Raw genomic sequence first — 23,260 nt, forward strand, 5'->3', positions numbered from 1 at the left:
AGGAGGATCGCGCATCACGGAAAGATGCTGCTGTGACATATGTCTCAGAATAAAACGGCCCCCGGTGAGATACACCGGGGGCCGTGTTGTTCGGTGAGGAAGACCTCAGCCCTCCACCACCCTCAGATGCGGTGCGGTATGGCCGAGATTCTCCAGCAGGCTCTCGCTGTACCAGTCGATGAAGTCGATGACGCCGAACTCGAACGTCTCCGAATAGGGACCGGGCTCATAGCCCCGGGAGTTGATCCCCCGCTGGTTCTCCTCCGCCAGGCGGCGATCCTGCTGGTTGGTGGCATCCCACACGCGGCGCAGACGGGCCGTATCGTAATCGACACCCTCCACGGCATCCTTGTGGACCAGCCACTTGGTGGTCACCACCGTCTGCTGGGGGCCGAGCGGCATCACCCGGAACACCACGGCGTGATCGCCCATGAAATGGTTCCAGGAATTGGGCAGATGGAGAATACGCAAGGCGCCCAGATCAGCGCTGGGTATCCGGCCCATCAGTTTGTGGCATGCCGGCTGGCCATCGATGGTCATCGAGACGGTACCTTCCAGCAGCGGGGTGCGGGTCAGACGATTGCGTTTGCCCAGGCGGCTGAGCTTCCAGGGCACGCCCATCGCCTCCCACTGCTGCTGCTTGCGTGCCACCAGTGCCCGGTAAGCCGGCGTGGCGCGCGGGTCGTCGCTGTCGTCGAACTCCTGCAGCGAGTTGAGCAGCTCGGGATGGGCACCGCTGCAGTGGTAACACTCACGATTGTTCTCGATCACCAGTTTCCAGTTGGCTTGTTCGACGATGCTGGATTCCACCGCCACCTTGACGTTGTCCATGTCGTAAGGGGCGAGGTATTGCTCGAGGGTTTGGAGGAAGTCATCGATGGCCGGGGGCTCCTCGGCCAGGCTGACGAAGAGATAGCCGCCGGCGCTACGCACGTTCACGGGTTTGAGGCCATAGGCGGCAAGATCGAAGGTCGCGCCCATGTCGCTTCCGGCGAACAGCAGCCGGCCGTCCAGCTCGTAGGTCCACTGGTGATAGGGGCAGACCAGCTTGGCGACCTTGCCCTTGTCACTGACGCAGAGACGAGAGCCGCGATGCCGACATACGTTGTGGAAGGCATGAATCTTGCCGTTATCGCCCCGCACGATGATCACGGGGTTGTCGCCCACGTCCAGGGTCATGTAGTTCCCCTTGGCGGGAATTTCGCAGGTCATCCCGGCGAATAGCCACTCCTTTTCGAAGATCTCCTGCATGTCCAGGGCGAACAACCGGGCATCGTTATAGAAGGGCTGGGGCAACGAAAAGTGCCGACGGCGCTGGGTCAGCATCTCGGCGGTGGCCTCGCGTGCCGACGCCAGGGGATCATCCAGACGAGCGGGAGATATGGGGTCCATGACGATACGTCCTCTTGCTGGGCCGCTTTGTCGGCCTCGGGGTTGTTCGGGGGAACCGGGATCCTGTGGAGGGCCGCTCACGGGAGAAGAGTGTGACGGATTGCGGCGAGTGTGAATCAGCGGCCTGAAGGCCAGTTGTCTGGTCACGACGCTCGGTGATACCGCAGCGACGAGACGCGCAACAATGGATGAACGTTCCGGAGTCCACGGGCATGTCCGTGTCGCTGGCAGGCAAGTCGCGGCACATCAGCCTGCGCAGAATGCGCACAACGGCATCCGGTCGTACCGCAGCCGGAGACCTTCATGCTGCAGCCCGGGCGATACGATAATGACAACAAGCTTTCTCAATCCCGTCACGACCCAGACCTGGACCAACGGTCGTCACCTGGTGCGCTGCGTCAAGGTGATTCAGGAAACCTGGGATACCCGTACTTTCTGCTTTATGGCCGAACAGCCCGTGATGTTTTTCTTCAAACCCGGGCAGTTCGTGACGCTGGAGTTGGAGATCGATGGCCAGCAGGTGATGCGCTCCTACACCATCTCAAGCTCACCGTCCGTTCCCTATAGCTTTTCGATCACCGTCAAGCGAATCCCGGGAGGTATGGTTTCCAATTGGCTGCACGATAACCTGGGAATCAACGATGAGTTGGCCGTCCATGGGCCGGTTGGCAACTTCAACGTCATCGACTACCCCGCCGACAAGGTGCTGATGCTTTCCGGCGGTGTCGGCATCACGCCGCTGATGTCCATGGCACGCTGGTTCTTCGACACCAATGCGGCCGTGGATCTGCAGTTCGTGCATAGCGCGCGCACCCCGCGCGACATCATCTTCCACCGCGAGCTCGAACATATCTTCTCGCGGATCCCCGAGTTCCAGCTGCACATCGTGTGCGAGCGCAGCGACGAGCTGGGAGACGCCTGGGCCGGCTTCCGGGGCTACCTCGGCCTGCCGATGCTGCTGCTGATGGCGCCGGACTTCATGGACCGCGAGATCTTCTGCTGTGGCCCCACGTCGTACATGGAGGCCATCAAGACGCTGCTGCGGGAAAAGGGCTTCGACATGGCGCACTACCATGAGGAGTCCTTTGGCGCCACGCCGTTGGCGATCCAGGAAGAGGTCACCGAGCACGTCGAACAGGCCGAGGCTGCGGCCGAAGAGTTCGACCTTGCCGACATGATCAGCGTCGAGTTTCGCCAGTCCGGCAAGAGCGTGCGCATACACCCCGGCGATACGGTGCACACCGCCGCGGCCAAGCTGGGCCTGCATATTCCCAAGGCCTGCGGCATGGGGATCTGCGGCACTTGTCGCGTGCCATTGGCTGCTGGGCAGGTCGACATGGAACACAACGGCGGCATCACCGATGAGGACGTGGCAGACGGCTATATCCTCTCCTGCTGCAGCAGGCCGCTGGGCGACGTGGTGGTGGAATACTGACGCGATCTCGCCCCGTCGGCGCGCTCCGGCGGCGATGCTCCGTCTTGACCTCGGGCCTTTGTCTCGCGCAATGACGGCGGTGTCGTTTCCAGAATACGTCGCGCCCTCCTTTCTCTTACCGTAACGAAGCCAACCACCAGGGTGATGCCATGAACACCAGCAGCCTTACAACGACCGACCCGCAGATCGCCGCCGCCATCGCCGACGAGGTGGTCCGCCAGGAAGCCCACATCGAGCTGATCGCCTCGGAGAACTACGCCAGCCCCCAGGTCATGGAGGCCCAGGGCACTCAGCTGACCAACAAGTACGCCGAAGGCTACCCCGGCAAGCGCTACTATGGCGGCTGCGAGCACGTCGACGTGGTCGAACAGCTCGCCATGGACCGCGCCTGTGCCCTGTTCGGTGCCGACTACGCCAACGTTCAGCCCCACTCCGGTGCCCAGGCCAACGCCGCGGCCTTCATGGCGCTGGTCAAGCCGGGTGACACCATCCTCGGCATGAGCCTGGCTCACGGGGGCCACCTGACCCACGGGGCGGCGCCCAACTTCTCCGGCAAGTACTACCACGCGGTCCAGTACGGGCTGAACACGGACACCGGCGAGATCGATTACGCCGAGGTCGAGCGACTGGCTCACGAGCACCAACCCAAGCTGATCATCGCTGGTTTTTCGGCCTACTCCCGCATCATCAACTGGCGTCGCTTCCGCGATATCGCCGATGCCGTTGGTGCCTGGCTGCTGGTGGACATGGCCCACGTCGCCGGTCTGGTCGCCGCCGGCCACTACCCCAGCCCGATCCCCCATGCCCATGTGGTTACCACCACCACCCACAAGACCCTGCGTGGTCCCCGCGGCGGCCTGATCCTCTCCGCCCACGGTGATGCGGACCTCTACAAGAAGCTTAACGGCGCGGTCTTCCCGGGCCAGCAGGGCGGCCCGCTGATGCACGTCATCGCCGCCAAGGCGGTGGCCTTCAAGGAGGCCATGAGTCAGGAATTCGTGCAGTACCAGCAACGCGTCATCGACAACGCTCGAGCCATGGCGGGAGTGTTCATCGAGCGCGGCTATGACGTGGTCTCCGGCGGCACCGATGATCATCTCTTCCTGGTGTCGCTGATCCGGCAGGGAGTGACGGGCAAGGACGCCGACGCGGCGCTGGGTCGCGCCCATATCACCGTCAACAAGAACGCCGTGCCCAACGATCCCCAGAGCCCGTTCGTGACCTCGGGGCTGCGCATCGGCACCCCGGCGGTAACCACCCGCGGCTTCGATGAAGCGGACTGCGCAGTCCTGGCGGGCTGGATCTGCGACATCCTTGACGCCCTGGCAAGCGGCCGCGACAGCGCCAACCTGGAAGCCGACGTCAAGGCCAAGGTCGCTGAGCTGTGTGCTCGCCATCCGGTCTACGGGCCGGCCACCGCCGCCGTCGAGACTGCCGTCGACACCATCGCTTGAACCGGCCGCCGGGCCTGACCCGGCGAGGCCGAGCTGAGGAGACCCCTATGCAACGTTATTCAGGCTTCGGGCTGGTCAAGCACGCGCTGAGCCACCATGAGAACTGGGAGCGCCAGTGGCGCAACCCGACGCCCAAGAAACAGTACGACGTGATCATCGTCGGGGGCGGGGGCCATGGGCTGGCCACCGCCTACTATCTGGCCAAGGAGTTCGGCGTCAAGAACGTGGCGGTGATCGAGAAGGGCTGGCTGGGCGGCGGTAACACCGCTCGCAATACGACCATCGTACGTTCCAACTATTTATGGGACGAGGCCGCCGCCCTCTACGAGCACTCGATGAAACTGTGGGAAGGCCTCTCCCAGGATCTCAACTACAACGTCATGTTTTCCCAGCGGGGCGTCTTGAATCTGGGCCATACCCTGCAGGACATGCGGGATATCCAGCGCCGGGTCAACGCCAACCGCCTCAACGGCATCGATGGGGAGGTCCTGGATGCCAAAGGCGTTCAGGCTCTGGTGCCGATCATGGACTGCTCGAAGCACGCTCGCTACCCGGTGTTGGGGGCTTCCTGGCAGCCGCGAGCCGGGGTGGCCCGTCATGACGCCGTGGCCTGGGGGTTCGCCCGAGCGGCCGATGCCCACGGCGTGGACATCCTCCAGCAGACCGAAGTGACCGGCTTCAAGATCCGCGACGGTCAGATCTACGGGGTGCACACCAACCGCGGCGATATCGAGGCGAAGACCGTGGGCTGCGTGACGGCCGGCAACTCCGGCGTGATGGCCGGGATGGCCGGCATCAAGTTGCCGCTGGAGTCCCATCCGCTGCAGGCGCTGGTGTCGGAGCCGCTCAAGCCGGTGCTCGACACCGTGGTGATGTCCAACCACGTGCACGGCTATATCAGCCAGTCGGACAAGGGCGACCTGGTCATCGGCGCCGGTATCGACGGCTACAACGGCTATGGACAGCGCGGTAGCTACCCCACCGTGGAACACACCCTGCAGGCGATCGTCGAGATGTTCCCGATCTTCTCCCGGGTGCGCATGAACCGCCAGTGGGGGGGCATCGTCGACACCTGCCCGGATGCCTGCCCGATTCTTTCCAAGACCCGGGTGAAGGGACTGTATTTCAACTGCGGCTGGGGGACCGGCGGCTTCAAGGCCACTCCGGGGTCGGGGCATGTCTTCGCTGCCAGTCTTGCCAGGGGCGAGATGCACTCGATTGCCGCGCCGTTTTCCATCGACCGCTTCCATACCGGGGCGCTCGTCGATGAGCACGGTGCCGCCGGCGTGGCCCACTAGGAGATTTCGCCATGTTCTATATTCACTGCCCCTATTGCGGCGAGCTCCGGGAAGAGGAGGAATTCCACCCCAAGGGCCAGGCGCATATCGCCCGTCCGGCGGACCCCGCGGCCTGCACCGATGAAGAGTGGGGTGACTACCTTTTCTTCCGGGACAACCCGCGTGGCATTCATCACGAGCTGTGGGTGCACGCCGTGGGGTGTCGCAAGTTCTTCAATATCACGCGCCACACCGTAAGTTACGAGATCCTCGAGACCTACAAGATGGGCGAGCAGCCGTCGTTTACCGCGGAACACCCCCAGGGCAACAGCACCGAGGCGGCGTCGCGCCAGGCACAGGTCGCGCAACAGGCAGGAGTCCACGTATGAGCCAACCCCATCGCCTCGGCCAGGGCGGACGCATCGACCGCACCCGCACGCTGGACTTCACCTTCAACGGCAAGCGTTACCAGGGGCATGCCGGCGACACCCTGGCCTCTGCACTGCTGGCCAACGGCGTTGATATCGTCAATCGCAGCTTCAAATATTCCCGGCCGCGGGGCATCGTGGCGGCGGGCGCCGAGGAACCCAATGCCGTGGTCCAGCTCGGCAGCACCGAGGCCGGGCAGGTGCCCAACGTGCGGGCGACTCAGCAGGCGCTGTTCGATGGCCTGGAGGCGCGTAGCACCAACGGCTGGCCGAACGTCCAGCGCGACATGATGAGTCTGGTCGGCAAGCTGGGCGGCAAGTTCATGCCGCCCGGGTTCTACTACAAGACCTTCATGGCGCCGGCCTCCCTGTGGATGACTTACGAGAAGTTCATCCGCAAGGGAGCGGGCATGGGGCGCAGCCCCGCCGAGAACGACCCGGACATCTACGATCATCTGCATCAGCACTGCGACGTGCTGGTGGTCGGGGCTGGCCCTGCAGGTCTCGCCGCCGCGCTGGCTGCGGCCCGCAGCGGCGCCCGGGTGATCCTCGTTGACGAGCAGGAAGAGATGGGCGGCTCGCTGCTGGACACCCGTGAGACTCTCGATGGCAAGTCGGCCCACCAGTGGGTTGCCGAGGCCCGGCAAGAACTGGCCGGTATGGATAGCGTGGTGCTGCTGCCGCGTACCACCGCCAACGGCTATCACGATCACAATTTTGTGACCCTGCATGAGCGTCGCACCGAGCATCTGGGTGAGACGGCGCCCCTGCTCGACGGTCGCCGACAGGTGCGCTCGCGCATGCACCGCGTGCGGGCCGGCCGAGTGGTGCTGGCCACCGGGACCCATGAGCGGCCGCTCGTTTACTCAAACAATGACGTGCCCGGTAACCTGGTGGCCGGTGCCGTGTCGACCTACATTCGTCGCTACGGGGTGGTTCCTGGTCGGCGACTGGTGCTCTCCACCAGCAATGATCACGCCTACCGTGTTGCCCTGGACTGGCATGAACTTGGAAAAGCGTCCGGCCGCGAGGTGGTGGCCATCGCCGACGCCCGTGCCAATCCGGAGGGCGAACTGGTCGAGCAGGCCCGCGCCCAGGGAATCCGCATCATCACCGGCAGCGCGGTGATCGAGGCCCGGGGCGAGACGCGTGTCAGTGGCGCCCGGGTGGCGAAGGTCGACCTGGAAGGCTTTCGTGTCGTCGGCAAGGTCGAGACCCTGGCCTGCGACACCATCGCCAGCTCCGGCGGCTACAGCCCGGTCATCCACCTGGCCTCCCACACGGGTGGGCGGCCGACCTGGCGTGACGACCTGCTGGCCTTCGTCCCCACCCTGGTGAAGGGCGTCAGTGCGGCCGGCGGTGCTCATGGCGTCACCGCCACCGCTGAGGTCCTGGCAGACGGCGTGGCAGCGGGCCGTCAGGCGGCCAGCGATGCCGGCTTCGAGGCCGCCTCGGTGAGCCTGCCGCACGTCGCCGTACGTCGTGACGGCGCGGCCTGCGCGCTCTATCAGGTCCCCCATGAGAAGGCGGCGCTGCGCGCGCCCAAGCAGTTCGTCGACCTGCAGAACGACGTCACCGCCGCGGGTATCGAGCTGGCGACCCGTGAGGGCTTCGAGTCCATCGAGCACGTCAAGCGCTATACGGCCATGGGCTTCGGCACGGACCAGGGCAAGCTCGGCAACATTAACGGTATGGCCGTCGCCGCCCGCTGCCTGGGCAAGTCGATTCCCGAGGTGGGCACCACGGTGTTCCGTCCCAACTACACCCCGGTCACCTTCGGCGCCATCGCCGGACGCCATTGCCGAGAGCTCTTCGACCCCGAGCGCTACACTGCCATGCACCAGTGGCACGTGGAGCAGGGAGCGGAGTTCGAGGACGTGGGCCAGTGGAAACGGCCCTGGTACTTTCCGCGTCGGATCGACGGCAAGATAGAGACCATGCACGAAGCGGTGGCCCGGGAGTGCCTCGCCGTGCGCGAGGCGGTGGGGATCCTCGACGCTTCGACGCTGGGGAAGATCGATATCCAGGGCCCCGACGCCCGTGAATTCCTGGGGCGGGTCTATACCAACAAGTGGGCCAAGCTGGCGCCCGGCCGCGTGCGCTACGGATTGATGTGCAAGGACGACGGCATGGTGTTCGATGACGGCACCACCAGCTGCCTGGGCGAGAACCACTTCCTGATGACCACCACCACCGGCGGCGCGGCCGGCGTGCTGGAGTGGCTGGAGCTGTGGCACCAGACCGAGTGGCCGGAGCTGCAGGTCTATTTCACCTCGGTGACCGACCACTGGGCGACCATGACCATCACCGGGCCCGAGGCGCGCAAGCTGCTGGCCGAACTGACCGACATGGATCTGGACCGTGAGGCGTTCACGTTCATGGACTGGCGCGAGGGTCGCGTGGCCGATGTCCCCGCCCGGGTGTTCCGCATCTCCTTCACCGGCGAGCTCGCCTATGAAATCAACGTCCAGGCCAACTACGCCCAGCACGTCTGGGACGCGCTGTTCGCCCACGGTGAGAAATACGGTCTGACGCCCTACGGTACGGAAACGATGCACGTCCTGAGGGCGGAAAAGGGTTTTATCATCGCCGGTCAGGAGACCGACGGTTCGGTGACACCGGAAGACCTCGGCATGCAGTGGTGCGTGGGGTACGACAAGCCGTTCTCCTGGATTGGCCAGCGAGCGTTGACGCGTTCGGACACGTCGCGAACCGACCGCAAACAGTTGGTGGGTCTCCGGCCCAGAGACCCCAAGGTGGTGCTGGAGGAGGGCGCGCAGATCGTTCTCGATCCGAACCATGCGATTCCCATACCGATGGTGGGGCACGTGACCTCGAGCTACTACAGCCCAACCCTGGGCTCGGGCTTTGCCCTGGCGGTGGTCAAGGGCGGACAGCAGAAGATGGGCGAGACCGTCTTCCTGCCCATGGCCGACGGCCAGACCCACGAGGCCGAGATCGTCAGCCCGGTCTTTATCGATCCCAAGGGAGAGCGCCAGAATGTCTAACACTGCCGTCGAAACGGTCAGGACCTTCGATACCCGCACCGAGGCCAAGGTCCCCCTGGCGTCACCGCTGGCCTTCGCCTACCGCCGTTCGGGAGCGCCGACTCCCACTGCCAGGAGTCGAGTGACGCTGCGCGAGCGGCCGTTTCTCGGCCACCTGATCCTGCGCGGCGGTGCCATCGTCCTCGACGAGGCGGTTCGCGAGGTGCTCGGCGTCTCGTTGCCCGGTGAGCCTCAGGGCCTGGTCCATGACGCGGAGGGTACGCGTTCCCTCCAGTGGCTTTCTCCCGACGAGTGGCTGGTGATCGTGCCCGGCGGTGAGGAGTTCGCGGTGGAGAACCGGCTGCGAGAGGCACTGGCCGGCGCCCACTTCGCCATCAGCAACGCCAGCGGCGGCCAGACCCTGGTCGAGCTGGAAGGCGAGGCCGCCCGGGAGCTGTTGATGAAGTCGGTGATCTACGATGTTCATCCCAGCCACTTTCCGGTCGGCAAGGGCGTCACCACGGTCTTTGCCAAGACAACGGTGATCCTGCGCCGGCCCAGCGAGGCTCGCTGGGAGCTGGTGGTACGCCGCAGCTTCGCTGATTACACCTATCGCTGGCTGCTCGATGCCGGCGAGGAGTACGGCATCGGCGTTGCACGCTGACCCCCGGCCCTTCCTTCAATGTGTTTCCAGGCCGGGGCTCGCCCCGGCCTGCTTCGTCAGGAGACAACCCATGAGCCCGATGAGTCGTAGCGCCGATATGAGCGCCGATACCTGGATTCTCACAGCCCAGTGCCCCAGCCGGTTGGGCACCGTGGACGTGGTGACCCGCTTCCTCAAGGAGAGCGGCTGCTACATCACCGAGCAGCAGTCCTTCGACGACCGTCTCGTCGACCGCTTCTTTATCCGCACCGAGTTCATTCCCCAGGATACCGATTTCGATGCCGAGGCCTTTCAGGCGTCTTTCGCGGCTCGAGCCGGCGAGTTCGAGATGGTCTTCGAGCTCACCTCGCCGGGCGCCCGCATTCCGGTGGTGATCATGGTCTCAAAGGCGGATCACTGCTTGAATGACCTGCTGTACCGCTATCGGACCGGCCAGCTGTCGATCGAGATTCGTGCCGTGGTATCGAACCATCCCGATCTGGAGGGGCTGGCGACCTGGCACGGCCTGCCCTACCACCATTTCCCGATTACACCCGAGACCAAGCCCGAGCAGGAGGCGCAGGTGGCTCGGGTGATCGAGGAGACCGGTGCCGAGCTGGTGATCCTGGCCCGTTACATGCAGGTGCTCTCCAGCGACATGTGCGAGAAGCTCAGCGGTCGTGCCATCAATATTCACCACTCGCTGCTGCCGGGCTTCAAGGGGGCGAAACCCTACCACCAGGCCTACGAGAAGGGCGTGAAGCTGGTCGGCGCGACGGCCCACTACATCAACGACGACCTGGACGAGGGGCCGATCATCACCCAGGCGGTCGAGGCGGTCAGCCATGCCGACTATCCGGAGGACCTGGTGGCCAAGGGGCGGGATATCGAGTGTCTGGCACTGGCGAAGGCCGTGGCCCTGCACGTGGAACGACGCGTCTTCCTGCATGCAAGACGCACCGTGATCTTCGAGCGATAGCCAACGTCGAGCGCTAGCCAAAACAACGACAATTATTCTGGTAGGGGAAATAAGCATGCCAATCAGCGTCTTCGATCTGTTCAAGGTCGGTATCGGGCCGTCGAGCTCCCATACCGTGGGGCCCATGCGGGCCGCCTTCGATTTCGTCGCCGAGCTCAAGGAGCGAGAACGGCTCGAGCGCGTGGTGCGCATCGAGGTCCAGCTGTTCGGTTCGCTCTCCGCCACCGGCATCGGCCACGGCACCGATCGGGCGGTGATCATGGGGTTGATGGGGGAGCGGCCGGACCGCATTGACCCCGTGATCATCGGTCCTGCCATCGAGACGCTGCTGGAGTGTGGGGCCATGCGCCTCGACGGCCATCGCCGCGTGCCCTTTCTGTGGGAGCGCGACATGCAGCTTTTCACCGAGTGCCTGCCTCACCACCCCAATGCCATGCGCCTGATCGCTCATGGCCCCGGCGGCGATTGCTACCAGAACACCTATTATTCGGTGGGCGGTGGCTTCGTGGTGTCTCAGGCCCAGGCCGAGCAGGGTGAGCTCGACGCCGATACCACCGTACTGCCCCACGACTTCCACACCGCGGCTGAGCTGATGCGCATGTGCCGGGAAAGCGGCCTGCGTATTGGCGAGTTGATGTTGGAGAACGAGAAGGCCTGGCGCAGCGAGGCGGAGATTCGTGCCGGCCTGTGTCAGATATGGCAGGCCATGAAGGCCTGCGTGGATAAGGGCCTGGAGGCAGAGGGCGTGCTGCCCGGTGGGCTGAATGTTCGCCGGCGTGCTCGCTGGCTGCATCAGCGGCTGCTGGTGGCCGAGGATAACGGTTCGCTGATCGCCTCGACGATGTCGGCCATGGACTGGGTCAACCTTTATGCCCTGGCGGTCAACGAGGAAAATGCCGCCGGCGGTCGCATGGTTACCGCGCCCACCAACGGGGCGGCGGGCATCATCCCCGCGGTGCTGCACTATTACATGCAGTTCCAGCCGGGTGCATGCGAGCGAGACGTGGTGGACTTCCTGCTGGTGGCCGGCGCCATAGGCATCCTGTGCAAGAAGAATGCCTCCATTTCTGGCGCCGAGGTGGGCTGCCAGGGCGAGGTGGGCTCGGCCTGTGCCATGGCCGCCGCCGGCCTTACCGAGCTGATGGGGGGCAGCGTCGGCCAGGTGGAGAACGCCGCCGAGATTGGCCTGGAGCACAACCTGGGGCTGACCTGCGACCCGGTGGGCGGCCTCGTTCAGGTGCCCTGCATCGAGCGCAACGCCATCGCCTCGGTAAAAGCGATCAACGCCGCCCAGATGGCGCTGCGCGGCGATGGCGAACACTTTATCTCCCTGGACAAGGTGATTCGCACCATGCGTGACACCGGCCGCGACATGCAGGCGAAGTACAAGGAAACCTCGTTGGGCGGGCTCGCCGTCAACGCCATCGAGTGCTGAGTATTCAGTCGTGCGGCTGATCGGCCACTGAGAGGCGCCGGGGACTGACCGCTGCCTCGAGCCACGTCTTCGGTGGCCGCGTCACTGGAGCTTCATGATGTCGCGATGGAGCCGGGCCAGCCTGCCCAGCAATTGGTTGCGCGCCCCGACTGGCACTTCCTGACGGATCAGGGCTGCCTGCATATGCTGTACCACCGTATTGAAGTGGGCATCGGTCAGGCCCATGTGCTGGTGTGCCCGGTCCATTGGCGGCCCTTCGTAGCGGCAGGGACCGTCGGCGATGTCACAGAGCTGATCTTTCAGTGAGGCGACGAAGAGGTCGATGTTGGAGTTGGCAAAGAAGGTGACGATCTCGGGATCATCGGCCAGTCGCAGCGTGAAGTCCTCGACGATGACGGAGATACCGGGCTCACCGCCCAGCTGGGTGTAGAGGTCATCCTGCTGGCCAGTGGCACAGCCGGTTAGCAGGAAGAGGGCCAGCAGGGCCGGCAGGAATGGCCTCTTCAGGCGCATGAATGGCTGCATGGGCTACCTCGAAAAGTCAGAAAGCGATCTGGAGCGACAGGTAGCCACCCCCTTGATCGTCAAGGCCGGCAATGCTCCCCAGGTCAAGCCAGGCACCGGTCAGCGACACATGCTTGTTGAAGAAGTAGGCGCTGTAGAGGCTCTGCCAGTCGTCTTCCGCGGCAAAGCCGAGGTTATCGGGTTTCTGGCGGTACTCCACGCCGACTACCCACCGGGGGGACAGGAAGAGCCCCAGTGAACTCTCGACGACCAGAGAGCGTGATGCCCGGCGATCGCCTCCAAAACCCAGCAGGCCGCCCTGGTTCGCCTTGGTCGAGCGCAGAGTCAGGTTCGCCAGCAGATTGCGCCCCGCCAGGACATCGAAAAACAGCTTGCTGCCGGCGAGATAGACGTCATTGCCGCTAGTGCTCCTGGCGCCGACCGCGAGGGGGAGTCGGCCATCATCCAGCGCCTTGTGTTGAACGCCCAGGCTCCAGATGCCCCAAGGATGATAGAGCAGGTCGCCCAGCAGCTTCAGCTTGGCGCCAAGGATGTCTTGTTCGAGCTTCCCACCCAGGGTGTCTAGCCCCAGGCGCTGGCGTGAGAAAGAAACTTCCAGGCGGTCATTCCAGTTGCTGGCGATACCGCTGACGTCCAGACGATAGTCGTCCAGGCGAGCCGCTGTTCGTGTTGCCGTGACGGCCCATTCCCCCTCGCTGGCGGTGCCGGTCAGTACCCCCCAGGGAGAGAGTCCCCCGCCAGCGGCGCCCTCCACGGCGCTGACACCGCCGGTGGCCGGCAGGCGGCTGCCGGCGAAAGTAGGGTTCACGACGGCCAGCAGCAGTCCCAGGGCAAGTGTCAGCATCATCAAGGAGGACAAACGGATGGTCATGGGGCGGCTCCTGTGGGACAGGATCGGCGAGTGCGCGCCCAGGTCAGCAGTTCATCCGGCGGCAGGGGGCGCGAGAAAAGATAGCCCTGCAGCAGGTCGCAACCCAAGGCTTCCAGCAGGACTCGAGACGCGGGCGTCTCTACGCCCTCGGCGACGACTTCGAGCCCCAGGTTGTGGGCCAACTCGATGGTTGAACGCACGATGATCTCATCGTCGGGGCTCTCGGCGAGTCGCAGGATGAAGGATTTATCAATCTTGAGCTCCTGTACCGGCAGTCGCTTCAGCTGAGCCAGGGAAGAATAGCCGGTACCGAAATCGTCAACGGCGATACGCAGCCCCGTCTCGCGCAGACGGGTCAGCTGCTCGCTGGCGTGTTCCGGGTCTTGCATGATGGCGCTCTCGGTGATCTCCAGGCGCAGGTGGGCAGAGGAGAGCCCCTGCCGCGCCAGGCAGTCGGCAATACGGCCGGGGAGGCCAGGGTCGTTGATGTCCTGGGCAGAGAGGTTGACGGCGACCGCCAGTGGCATCCCCTCGGCCTCCCAGGCCGCCAGCTGTGCACAGACGGTCTCCAGCATCCAGGCCGTCATTCCTTGTATCAGGCCCGAGCGTTCGGCCAGGATGATGAACTCGTCGGGTGGAATAAAGCCCAGCTCGGGATGTCGCCAGCGCATTAGCGCCTCGACGCTGACCAGATGGCCGCTGCGCATCTCTAGCTGAGGCTGATAGACCAGGGTCAGCTCGCCGTTCTGTGCGGCTCCCTGGAGGTCTCGCACCAGGGTAAGCTGGCGCAGGTGGCGCTCGTCCAGACCCTCGGCATAGCACTGGTGAGGTCGTCGGGCCTGGCGGGCCATGTCCAGGGCGATCTCACCGCGCCTGAGCAGCAGGGCGGCGCTGTCACCATGCTGCGGATGGCGTACCTCGCCGATGGCGAGCGTCAGACGGATCGGGGAGCCCTGCATGTCCATGGGGACGGCCAGCCGGTGATGTAGGTCCGCGATCGTTCGCGCATCGGCAGCGGGGGTATCCAGGATCAGCAGGAATTCGTCGCCGCTCAATCGATAGGATCCCATCCGGGGGGGCGGTACGGCATCAAGGCGTTCCGCCAGGGTGCGTAGCGCCTGGTCGCCAATGTCATAGCCGAAGGTGTCGTTGATGGCGCGAAATCCATTCACCGAAAGGCGCAATAGAGTAAATGGGCGCGATGTGGCGATGAGGTCGCCGATATCCTGCTGTGCCGAATGTCGGTTGCCCAGTCCTGTCAGCTGGTCATGTCGCGACTGGAAGAGCAGGGTCTGCTCGCGGCGGTCGATATCCTGCTGCATGACCATCAGGGTGTCCGCCAGCAGCCCGACTTCACCGCTATCCGCGACCGGCCGGGTGGCCAGCCGCTCGCCGCGGCCTATGCGCCTTGCGGCATCGGCAAGCGTTGTCAGCGGACGGGCCATTCGGCGGGCGCTGAGGGCCGCGATCAGGGCCGTGAGGGTCAGGGCGGCGGCGAAAATCGCCAGCAGCTGCCAGCGTAGCTCCGTATAGACCGCCATCAGGGCATCGCGGGACTGCTGGGCAATGGCATAGACACGTCCTCCTTGCCCTTCATGCAGAAGGCGGGCGCGGGTTAAATAGTCGCCCTGGGCGTCGTAGGCGCTGAGTTCGAGATAGCGGCCGTCCGCCAGGGCGGTTTCCAGTGTGCCCAGGCGTGCCTGCTGGGCCGGCGGAAGAGGGGAGGCGATGAAAGGCGAGGCGCCAGCTTCTCCCAGGGCGAACACGCTGGCTTCCAGGCCGATCAGGTCGCCGATCTCGCCTGCCAGGGCATCGCCCAGCAAGAACCCCATTCCCACCCATCCGATCAGGCCCGGGGCGCGTACCGGCAACAGCACGACCTGATAGGGCCGTCCCGCCTCAATGGCTACCTGGACACTCTCGCCGCTATCGCGGGCATGTTCCCAGAGTTCGGGATAGGGGAGGGGAATCCCGGGGGCGTGATGACTGCTGGCCAGTAGCTGGCCATCCGGCGCCGCCAGGAACACCAGATCAGCACCGGCGCGGTCACCGTGGTTGGCCAGCACGCTCTGCAGCGTCGGGGTGTCCTGAGTGGCGACGGCGCTCTTGAAGCCGAAGTCGTTGGCCAGTATCGACACGTTGTGGCGGAGTCGGGCGCCGCGTTCTATCAGCAGCTGCTGCATGACATCGAGCCCCACCACCAGGTCATGGCTGGCCTTATCCTGTACGTCGCGCTGAAGGGTGTTCAGAGTGGCTCCGGCGGTGACCAGTTGAGCCAGCATCACTACCGATAGCATGACCAGCAGGAGTCGACGACGAAAACTCATTCGCTTGCCCGATCCTCGAGCGCCTCCCGGAACCGCTTCTGCAGAGCCGAAGGCTCGGAAGGAGCGGTTTGGGTGGCCCGAAGCTCGAGTGCGACGGAACGTGACTCTTCGGCGTCGATGGTCCCTTCCCACCACATCTGATGCGTGTCCTCCAGCCGCGGATGCCAGACCCTCAGGGCATGTGTTCCTGGGGGGAGATCCGCTAGCGACACACGGCCATCTGCATCGGTCATTGCTGCGGTGGGCGCATCACTGACCACGAGGAATGCGCGCATGTGGTCGTGGATGTTGCAGCCGAGCACCACCACACCGGCTCGATCAAATGCCAAGGGCGGCGGGGTTTCCTGCAAGTAGAGCTCCAGCTCGAAGGGCTTGGCCGGAGAGAAGGAGAAGACATGGTGGCGCGTGGTGTCGCGGTTGGGAAAGCTCACTCGGCTGCCCGCGGGCACCAGCGAGACATGTGGGATGAAGGTGGCGTCACGCTGGATGATGTCGTTATCGGTCCTGGGCAGATAGGAGCCTGGGTGATGGACCTCCACCACGGCACCGGCGAGCGGGGTATTGTCATGGGCATCGACCACCTGAAGACTGGCCGCCAAAGCCGGTGCGGCGCCCACCAGGAGAAGCAGTAGTAGTCCAACGTGGGGGCTGCGATAGGCCATCATCGGAAGGCTCCGAAAGGAATCATGTCGTGACGAATGCTAGCACGAGGCAGCGTTGACGGAGTGAGTGTCGAAGCAGCGCTGAAACCTTCCACGGGGAGACGCTGGCATTCTCTTCTACCTTATGGGAGAAACATGTTCAGGGCATGCGCCCGTAAAACGCTTGAACGAGGAACAACAAGATGCTCAGGAAGACTCTTCTGGCCAGCGCCATCGCCGCTGCCATGGTGGCGAGTGCCGCCCACGCCGAGACGCTGCGCTGGACCCGCTCCGCCGACGGCCTGACCCTCGATCCCCACTCCCAGAACGAGGGGCCAACCCATGCCCTCAACCACCAGATCTTCGACACCCTGATCTATCAGGACATGGACGTGGCGTACCAGCCGGGCCTCGCCACCGAGTGGTTCGTCCACGGCGACGACCCGCACATTTGGGTGTTCAAGATTCGCGAGGGGGTCACCTTCCATGAAGGTCAGGCCCTGACCGCCCACGATGTGGTCTTCTCGCTCAATCGCGCCCGCCACGAGAACGCCGACATGCGGGGTCTGTTGACCTCCATCAGTGAGGTGCGCGCGGCCGACGACTATACGGTGCACGTCGAGACCCACGACCCCAACCCGCTGTTGCCCAACAATTTTACCAACCTGTTCATCATGAGCCGCGCCTGGGCCGAGGAGCATGGTGTCGAGGAGCCCCAGAACTACGCCGCTGGCGAGGAGACCCATGCGGTGCGTAACGCCAACGGCACTGGCCCCTTCAGGGTGCAGAGCCGCGAGCCCGACGTGCGCACTGTACTGATGCGCAACGATGACTACTGGGGTATTGACCACTACCCCATGGAGATCTCCGAACTCATCTTCACGCCCATCGAGTCGGCGGCCACCCGGGTGGCGGCACTGCTCTCCGGCGAGGTGGACCTGCTCCAGGAGACCCCGGTGCAGGACATCGAGCGCATGGGCAGAGCCCCGGGCCTCAAGAATGAGCAGGGTGCCGAGAACCGCACCATCTTTCTGGGCATGGACCTGGGTTCCACCGAGTTGCGCACCGCCGATACCGATGATAACCCCTTCGCCGACCACCGGGTGCGCGAGGCGATCAACCTCGCCGTGGATGCCACCACCGTCCAGGTGGCGGTGATGCGCGGCAATTCCGAGCCCGCCGGGATGATCGCGCCGCCCTTCGTCAACGGTTATTCAGAGGCGCTCGACGCCGTGCTGCCGCCCGACCTGGGCCGTGCCCAGGAGCTGATGGCCGAGGCCGGCTACGGTGACGGCTTCCGCGTCACTCTGCAGTGCCCCAACGACCGCTATGTCAACGATGAGCAAATCTGCCAGGCGGTGGTCAGCATGCTGGCGCGAATCGGTATCACCGTGGACCTGGTGGCTCAGACCCGGTCGCTTCACTTCGCCGAGCTGGCCCGTGAGGAGTACGACTTCTACATGCTCGGCTGGGGCGTGCCGACCATGGATTCCGAGTACGTCTTCAACTATCTCTACCACACCAAGGAGGGCGATCGCGGCAGCTGGAACTTCACTGGCTTCTCCGACGAGCGGGTCGACGAACTGACCGTGGCCATGGGCCAGGAGACCGACATTGAGGCGCGTAACGCCATGATCGAGGAAGCCTGGCAGATCGTGCACGACGAGATCGTCTACATCCCGATCCATCACCAGATGCTGACCTGGTCGATGCGCGACGATATCGACTTCAAGGTACAGAGCGAGAACACACCGCACTTCAAGTACCTGAAGTTAAACGACTGATTCGCTGGTAACGCCCCAACCCCCCGGTCGCCACAAGCGCCCGGGGGGCATAACGTTATGGACACCCCATGCTCGCTTTCCTGATCCAACGCGTGCTGCAGGCCATCTTCGTGATGTTCGTGGTCGCGCTCATTTCTTTCTCGCTGTTTCACTACGTCGGCGACCCGGTGCTCAATATGCTTGGCCAGGAGGCCACCGAGCTCGACCGAGAGGCCCTGCGCGCCCAGCTTGGGCTCGACCAGCCGGTGGTGGTGCAGTTCTGGCAGTTCGTCGTGAACGCCGCCCAGTTCGAGTTCGGCATCTCCTACCGTTCGGCGCGGTCGGTCAGCGACCTGATTCTTGAGCGCCTGCCGGCCACCCTGGAGCTCGCCGTCATCTCGGCGATTTTCGCCGTGGTCATGGGCATCGTGCTCGGCATCTATACCGCTATCCAGCGCGGCAGCTGGCTGTCGAAGTTCATCATGACCGCCTCGCTGATCGGCGTGTCGCTGCCCACTTTCCTGATCGGCATCCTGCTGATCTACCTCTTCGCCGTGGAGCTGGGCTGGCTGCCCGCCTTCGGCCGCGGCCAGGTGGTCGACCTGGGCTGGTGGAATACCGGCCTGCTCACCGTCAGCGGGCTGAAGTCGCTGATTCTGCCGGCGATTACCCTCGGCCTCTTTCAGCTGACGCTGATCATGCGCCTGGTGCGCGCCGAGATGCTCGAGGTGCTGCGCACCGACTACATCAAGTTCGCCCGGGCACGCGGGCTGTCGAAGCGGGTGGTTAACCTGCGCCACGCGCTGAAGAACACCCTGATCCCGGTGATCACCATCATCGGCCTGCAGCTGGGCACCATCATCGCCTTCGCCATCATCACCGAGACGGTGTTCCAGTGGCCCGGTGTGGGGGCGCTGTTCATCACCGCGGTCCGTTTCGTCGATGTTCCGGTGATGGCCGCCTACCTGATGATGATTGCTCTGGTGTTCGTGATCATCAACCTGATCGTTGACCTGCTCTACTACGCCGTGGATCCGCGCCTGCGCGTGCAGGGGGGTGCCGAATGAGCCAGCCACTAAAGACCACCGAGACCGTCCCGGTCGTGCCGCCTTCGCCGAGTCGGCTTCGCACCTTCCTGGCCAGCGATATCGTCTACTCATGGAAGCGCCAGCCGGTGGTGATACTCGCCACTGTTGTCACCTTGGTGATGTTTGCAGGCGCCCTGTTCGCCCCCTGGATCGCGCCTCAGAATCCCTTCGACCCGATCCAGCTAGAACTGATCGACGCCTTTACGCCGCCGCTCACTACCTCGGACTTCACTGGCAACTTCTATTTGCTGGGCAGTGACAGCCAGGGCCGTGACGTCTTCTCGGCGATTCTCTACGGCTCGCGCATCTCGCTGCTGGTGGGCTTCGCCGCTGTGCTCTTCGCCCTGGCGCTGGGCACGGCACTCGGCCTGATGGCGGGCTTCCGCGGCGGCTGGCGCGATGCCCTGATCATGCGCATCGCCGACGTCCAGCTCACCTTCCCCTCGATCCTGATGGCGCTGCTGATCTTCGGGGTGATCCGCGGCTTCCTGCCGCGCTCCATGCACGCCGAGGTGGCGATCATCGTGCTGATCGTGGCCATCGGCCTCTCCGACTGGGTGCAGTACGCCCGGGCGGTGCGCGGGGCAACCATGGTGGAGAAGGGCAAGGAGTACGTGCAGGCGGCCCGAGTGATCGGCCTGCCGGATCACCGCATCCTCTTCCAGCACATTCTGCCCAACGTGATGCGCCCGGTGCTGGTGATCGGCACCATTGGCCTTGCGCTCGCCATCATCGCCGAGGCCACGCTGTCGTTCCTGGGGGTCGGCATGCCGGCCACCCAGCCGAGCCTGGGCACCCTGATCCGGGTCGGCCAGGACTACATGTTCTCGGGCGAGTGGTGGATCCTGCTCTTCCCCGGAATGGCGCTGCTGCTGCTGGCGCTCTCCGTCAACCTGCTGGGAGACTGGTTGCGTGATGTCCTCAACCCCAAGCTCAGATAAGCAGAGCTCCGATAACGATAACCAGAGCGCCACCGGTCTCCCCCCTGATGGCACCCAGGAACCCGTGCTCAGCGTGCGCCAGCTGCGGGTGGAGTTCCCCACCCGCCACGCCACCCTGGTGGCGCTGGATGACATCTCCTTCGATATCGCCCCGGGGGAAGTGCTTGGCGTGGTGGGGGAGTCCGGCGCCGGCAAGTCGATGACCGGCAACGCCGTGATTCGCCTGCTCGAGCCACCCGGCCATATCGCAGGCGGCAAGGTTCGCCTATCGGGGCGGCGTATCGATGACCTCGCCGAGGAAGACTTCGTGCCGCTACGCGGGCGGCACATCGGCATGATCTTTCAGGACCCGCTGACCAGCCTGAATCCGCTGTTCTCCATCGGCGACCAGCTGATGGAAACGCTACGCACCCATCTGCCGATCGGCGAGAAGGAGGCCCGGGCGCGGGCCCTGGCGCTACTCACCGAGGTGGGCATCCCGGCGCCGGAGGCGCGGCTTGCCGCCTATCCCCACCAGTTCTCCGGCGGCATGCGCCAGCGGGTGGTGATCGCCCTGGCGCTGGCCGCCGAACCGGAGCTGATCATCGCCGACGAGCCCACCACGGCGCTGGACGTCTCGGTGCAGGCCCAGATCCTCGCCCTGCTCAAGCGGGTCTGCGCTGAGCGCGGCGCCGCGGTGATGCTGGTGACCCATGACATGGGAGTGATCGCCGAGACCGCCGACCGGGTCGCGGTCATGTACGCCGGCCGGCTGATCGAGATTGGCCCGGTGAACGAGGTGATCCGCCATCCGCAGCACCCCTACACCGTGGGGCTGATGGCCTCCATTCCGGGCCTGGCCGAGCGCCGCGAGCGGCTTTACCAGATCGAGGGCGCCATGCCGCGCCTGGCGGCGATCCCCGCGGGCTGCGCCTTCAATCCGCGCTGCCCCCACGCCGCCGAGCGCTGCCGCACCGAGCGCCCTGAGCTGCTGCCGGCGGGCGGCAGCCAAGCCGCCTGCTGGCTGCATGACCCCGAGAACCCGCTGCCGCGCCGCGACGCACAGAGCAAACTACAGGGCGAGGGCGAGCCAGCTCTGGATAGCCCCCGGGAGACAGCTCGATGAGCCGGATTCACCCTATTCAGATCGGGTCTCGCCAGACCGGGTCTCGCCAGACCGGGCCGACCCCGACCGCAGAGAGCGGTGAGGTTCTGCTGGAGGCCACCGACCTGGCGCGCCACTTCGATGTTTCCAAGCCCTGGCTCAACCGGGTACTGGAGCGTGCCGAGAAGCTGACGCTGAAAGCGGTGGACGGGGTGAGCTTCACCATCCGCCGTGGCGAGACCGTTGCCCTGGTGGGCGAGTCCGGCTGCGGCAAGTCCACCGTGGCGCGGCTGATTGTCGGGCTCTACGGCCTGACCCGCGGCCGGCTTATCTTCGACGGGCAGGACATCAGCGACCTGGCGGGGCGAAGTGGTCGCCAGTCGGCGGCGATCCGCCAGCGCTTCCAGATGATCTTCCAGGACCCCTATGCCAGCCTCAATCCGCTGTGGCGGGTGGGCACCATCATCGGTGAGCCGCTGCGCTTCTTCCGTCCCGAGATGAGCGGTATCGATCGTCGGCGCCGGGTGGGCGAACTGCTCGAACAGGTAGGCATGTCGCCGGCGGATGCGCTGCGCTACCCCCATGAGTTCTCCGGTGGTCAGCGCCAGCGCATCTCCATCGCTCGGGCGCTCGCCAACGAGCCGGAGTTCATGGTCTGCGATGAGCCCACCTCGGCGCTGGATGTCTCGGTGCAGGCGCAGATCCTCAACCTGATGAAGGACCTGCAGCAGCAGTACGGCCTGACCTACCTGTTCATCAGTCACGACATGGCAGTGGTCAAGCATATGGCTGACCGCATCGCGGTCATGTACCTGGGGCGCATCGCCGAGATCGCTCCCGCCGACCAGCTGTTCGCCACGCCTCACCATCCCTATTCGCGGATGCTGCTGGCGGCGGTGCCTTCGCTGGAGGGCGAGGGCCGCGAGCGCACGATGATAGAAGGGGAGGTGCCCAACCCGGTGCATCCTCCCTCGGGCTGCGCCTTCCATCCGCGTTGCCCCCATGCGAATGAGCGCTGCAAGGCCGAGGTGCCATTGATGATCGCCAGAGACGACGGCAGCGAGGTGGCCTGCCACGCCGTGGAGGAGGGGCGCATCGGGTGAGAAGTGATTCATGATGGCGCTGCTGGAGGTGCTCTCCCCGCTATCGGGGGGTGTCAACGCTGTGCTGATGCTGGTCTCTGTGTTGACCTCGGCGGTGACTGCCGCGGTGGGCGTGGGCGGCGGGCTGCTAATGATCATGGCCATGGCCCAGGTGATGCCGGCGGCGGCGCTGATCCCGGTGCACGGCATGGTGCAGCTCGGTTCCAACGCCGGGCGTACCGTGCTCACCTGGCGCCACGTCGACCGGGCCCTGCTGGCGGCCTTTTTGCCGGGTGTGGTACTGGGCGCCCTGGTGGCGGCCTGGCTGCTGGTGCGGCTGCCGCCCGGGGTGCTGGAGCTCTGCATCGCCGGCTTCGTGTTCTACAGCTGCTGGGGGCCGGGGCTGCCCAAGCGCGCCCTGGGGCGCACCGGCACCCTGCTGGCGGGAGCGGTGACCACGCTGCTCTCCAGCCTGGTGGGGGCCAGCGGCCCCATGGTGGCAGCCTTCATCAAGCAGGGCGCCGAGGGGCGGCTGGGCAAGGTGGCGACGTTTTCCGCCTGCATGAGCGCCCAGCACCTCACCAAGGCCTTCGTGTTCGGGTTGGCTGGCTTCGTGTTCCGCGACTGGCTGGCCTTGATGCTTGGGATGGTGGCTTCGGGTTTTCTTGGCACCTGGCTGGGCCTGCGCCTTCTGCATCGGCTCACGGAGCACCGTTTCGATAGCCTGTTCAAGTGGGCGCTGACCCTGCTGGCGCTGCGCCTGACCTGGCTGGGAGTAGCGCGCCTGTTGGGCCAGGGTGGCTAGCCGAGAGAGCGGCTTGCGCATCGATGTCGGCACGGCGAAGGCCAGGAGAATTGTGAAAGCGAATAAAATCACCGCCTTTCCTGACATGGCGCCCTGTACAGTC

At 64.9% G+C, this 23,260-nt stretch carries 19 protein-coding genes; 14 read left to right on the forward strand and 5 right to left on the reverse strand.

Going from position 1 to position 23,260, the window contains the following annotated elements; genetic code table 11:
• Positions 1 to 105 precede the first annotated feature (105 nt).
• Positions 106 to 1,392, reverse strand: a complete 1,287-nt coding sequence (locus ACFODV_RS07755; RefSeq protein ID WP_379757170.1) for an aromatic ring-hydroxylating oxygenase subunit alpha — start codon at positions 1,390 to 1,392, stop codon at positions 106 to 108.
• A 328-nt stretch (positions 1,393 to 1,720) separates the two neighbouring features.
• Between ACFODV_RS07755 and ACFODV_RS07760 the strand changes: the two genes are divergently transcribed.
• The 8 genes from ACFODV_RS07760 to ACFODV_RS07795 all read left to right on the forward strand — a co-directional run bounded on the left by ACFODV_RS07760 (position 1,721) and on the right by ACFODV_RS07795 (position 12,030).
• Entirely contained in the window at positions 1,721 to 2,827 is a 1,107-nt protein-coding gene (locus tag ACFODV_RS07760) for an FAD-binding oxidoreductase (RefSeq protein ID WP_379757173.1), read from the forward strand.
• A gap of 149 nt (positions 2,828 to 2,976) precedes the next feature.
• Positions 2,977 to 4,281, forward strand: a complete 1,305-nt coding sequence (gene glyA / locus ACFODV_RS07765; protein WP_379757176.1) for a serine hydroxymethyltransferase — start codon at positions 2,977 to 2,979, stop codon at positions 4,279 to 4,281.
• Positions 4,282 to 4,328: 47 nt separating this feature from the next.
• Positions 4,329 to 5,579 (forward strand): sarcosine oxidase subunit beta family protein, encoded by a 1,251-nt coding sequence (locus tag ACFODV_RS07770; protein ID WP_379757179.1) that lies wholly within the window; start codon positions 4,329 to 4,331, stop codon positions 5,577 to 5,579.
• A gap of 11 nt (positions 5,580 to 5,590) precedes the next feature.
• Entirely contained in the window at positions 5,591 to 5,947 is a 357-nt protein-coding gene (locus tag ACFODV_RS07775) for a sarcosine oxidase subunit delta (protein WP_379757182.1), read from the forward strand.
• A complete protein-coding gene (locus ACFODV_RS07780) occupies positions 5,944 to 8,994 on the forward strand; it encodes a sarcosine oxidase subunit alpha family protein (protein WP_379757185.1) in 3,051 nt (1,016 codons plus the stop codon). The genes ACFODV_RS07775 and ACFODV_RS07780 overlap by 4 nt, the downstream gene beginning before the upstream one ends.
• Positions 8,987 to 9,637, forward strand: a complete 651-nt coding sequence (locus ACFODV_RS07785) for a sarcosine oxidase subunit gamma (RefSeq protein WP_379757188.1) — start codon at positions 8,987 to 8,989, stop codon at positions 9,635 to 9,637. The genes ACFODV_RS07780 and ACFODV_RS07785 overlap by 8 nt, the downstream gene beginning before the upstream one ends.
• A 79-nt stretch (positions 9,638 to 9,716) precedes the next feature.
• Positions 9,717 to 10,595: a formyltetrahydrofolate deformylase gene (purU, locus tag ACFODV_RS07790; protein ID WP_449271890.1), complete on the forward strand. Its 879-nt coding sequence runs from the start codon at positions 9,717 to 9,719 to the stop codon at positions 10,593 to 10,595.
• Between the two features lie 55 nt (positions 10,596 to 10,650).
• The gene (locus ACFODV_RS07795; protein WP_379757191.1) at positions 10,651 to 12,030 is read left to right on the forward strand and encodes an L-serine ammonia-lyase; all 1,380 of its coding nucleotides are present in this window, start codon (positions 10,651 to 10,653) and stop codon (positions 12,028 to 12,030) included.
• A gap of 81 nt (positions 12,031 to 12,111) precedes the next feature.
• On the opposite strand, the gene ACFODV_RS07800 is transcribed toward ACFODV_RS07795, so the two are convergent.
• Genes ACFODV_RS07800 through ACFODV_RS07815 form a run of 4 tightly spaced genes read right to left on the reverse strand, consistent with a single transcriptional unit; the run spans position 12,112 to position 16,418 of the window.
• The gene (locus ACFODV_RS07800) at positions 12,112 to 12,555 is read right to left on the reverse strand and encodes a group I truncated hemoglobin (RefSeq protein WP_379757194.1); all 444 of its coding nucleotides are present in this window, start codon (positions 12,553 to 12,555) and stop codon (positions 12,112 to 12,114) included.
• A 16-nt stretch (positions 12,556 to 12,571) separates the two neighbouring features.
• The gene (locus tag ACFODV_RS07805) at positions 12,572 to 13,426 is read right to left on the reverse strand and encodes a DUF3034 family protein (protein ID WP_379757196.1); all 855 of its coding nucleotides are present in this window, start codon (positions 13,424 to 13,426) and stop codon (positions 12,572 to 12,574) included.
• Complete coding sequence (locus ACFODV_RS07810) at positions 13,423 to 15,753, reverse strand: bifunctional diguanylate cyclase/phosphodiesterase (protein ID WP_379757199.1); 2,331 nt, start codon at positions 15,751 to 15,753, stop codon at positions 13,423 to 13,425. Before ACFODV_RS07810 ends, ACFODV_RS07805 begins: the two co-directional genes overlap by 4 nt.
• A complete protein-coding gene (locus ACFODV_RS07815; RefSeq protein ID WP_379757201.1) occupies positions 15,750 to 16,418 on the reverse strand; it encodes a Cupredoxin in 669 nt (222 codons plus the stop codon). The genes ACFODV_RS07810 and ACFODV_RS07815 overlap by 4 nt, the downstream gene beginning before the upstream one ends.
• Before the next feature lie 179 nt (positions 16,419 to 16,597).
• Between ACFODV_RS07815 and ACFODV_RS07820 the strand changes: the two genes are divergently transcribed.
• From ACFODV_RS07820 to ACFODV_RS07845, 6 genes are all read left to right on the forward strand, one after another.
• Positions 16,598 to 18,178, forward strand: coding sequence for an ABC transporter substrate-binding protein (locus ACFODV_RS07820; protein ID WP_379757204.1), 1,581 nt, complete (start codon positions 16,598 to 16,600; stop codon positions 18,176 to 18,178).
• Positions 18,179 to 18,246: 68 nt separating this feature from the next.
• Complete coding sequence (locus tag ACFODV_RS07825; protein WP_379757207.1) at positions 18,247 to 19,224, forward strand: ABC transporter permease; 978 nt, start codon at positions 18,247 to 18,249, stop codon at positions 19,222 to 19,224.
• Entirely contained in the window at positions 19,221 to 20,186 is a 966-nt protein-coding gene (locus ACFODV_RS07830) for an ABC transporter permease (protein ID WP_379757210.1), read from the forward strand. The genes ACFODV_RS07825 and ACFODV_RS07830 overlap by 4 nt, the downstream gene beginning before the upstream one ends.
• A complete protein-coding gene (locus ACFODV_RS07835) occupies positions 20,161 to 21,291 on the forward strand; it encodes an ABC transporter ATP-binding protein (protein ID WP_379757213.1) in 1,131 nt (376 codons plus the stop codon). The genes ACFODV_RS07830 and ACFODV_RS07835 overlap by 26 nt, the downstream gene beginning before the upstream one ends.
• The gene (locus ACFODV_RS07840) at positions 21,288 to 22,373 is read left to right on the forward strand and encodes an ABC transporter ATP-binding protein (RefSeq protein WP_379757216.1); all 1,086 of its coding nucleotides are present in this window, start codon (positions 21,288 to 21,290) and stop codon (positions 22,371 to 22,373) included. The genes ACFODV_RS07835 and ACFODV_RS07840 overlap by 4 nt, the downstream gene beginning before the upstream one ends.
• A 10-nt stretch (positions 22,374 to 22,383) precedes the next feature.
• Positions 22,384 to 23,157 (forward strand): sulfite exporter TauE/SafE family protein, encoded by a 774-nt coding sequence (locus ACFODV_RS07845; RefSeq protein WP_379757219.1) that lies wholly within the window; start codon positions 22,384 to 22,386, stop codon positions 23,155 to 23,157.
• Positions 23,158 to 23,260 lie beyond the last annotated feature (103 nt).

This window comes from Halomonas tibetensis (assembly GCF_042643535.1).
GTDB lineage: Bacteria > Pseudomonadota > Gammaproteobacteria > Pseudomonadales > Halomonadaceae > Halomonas > Halomonas tibetensis.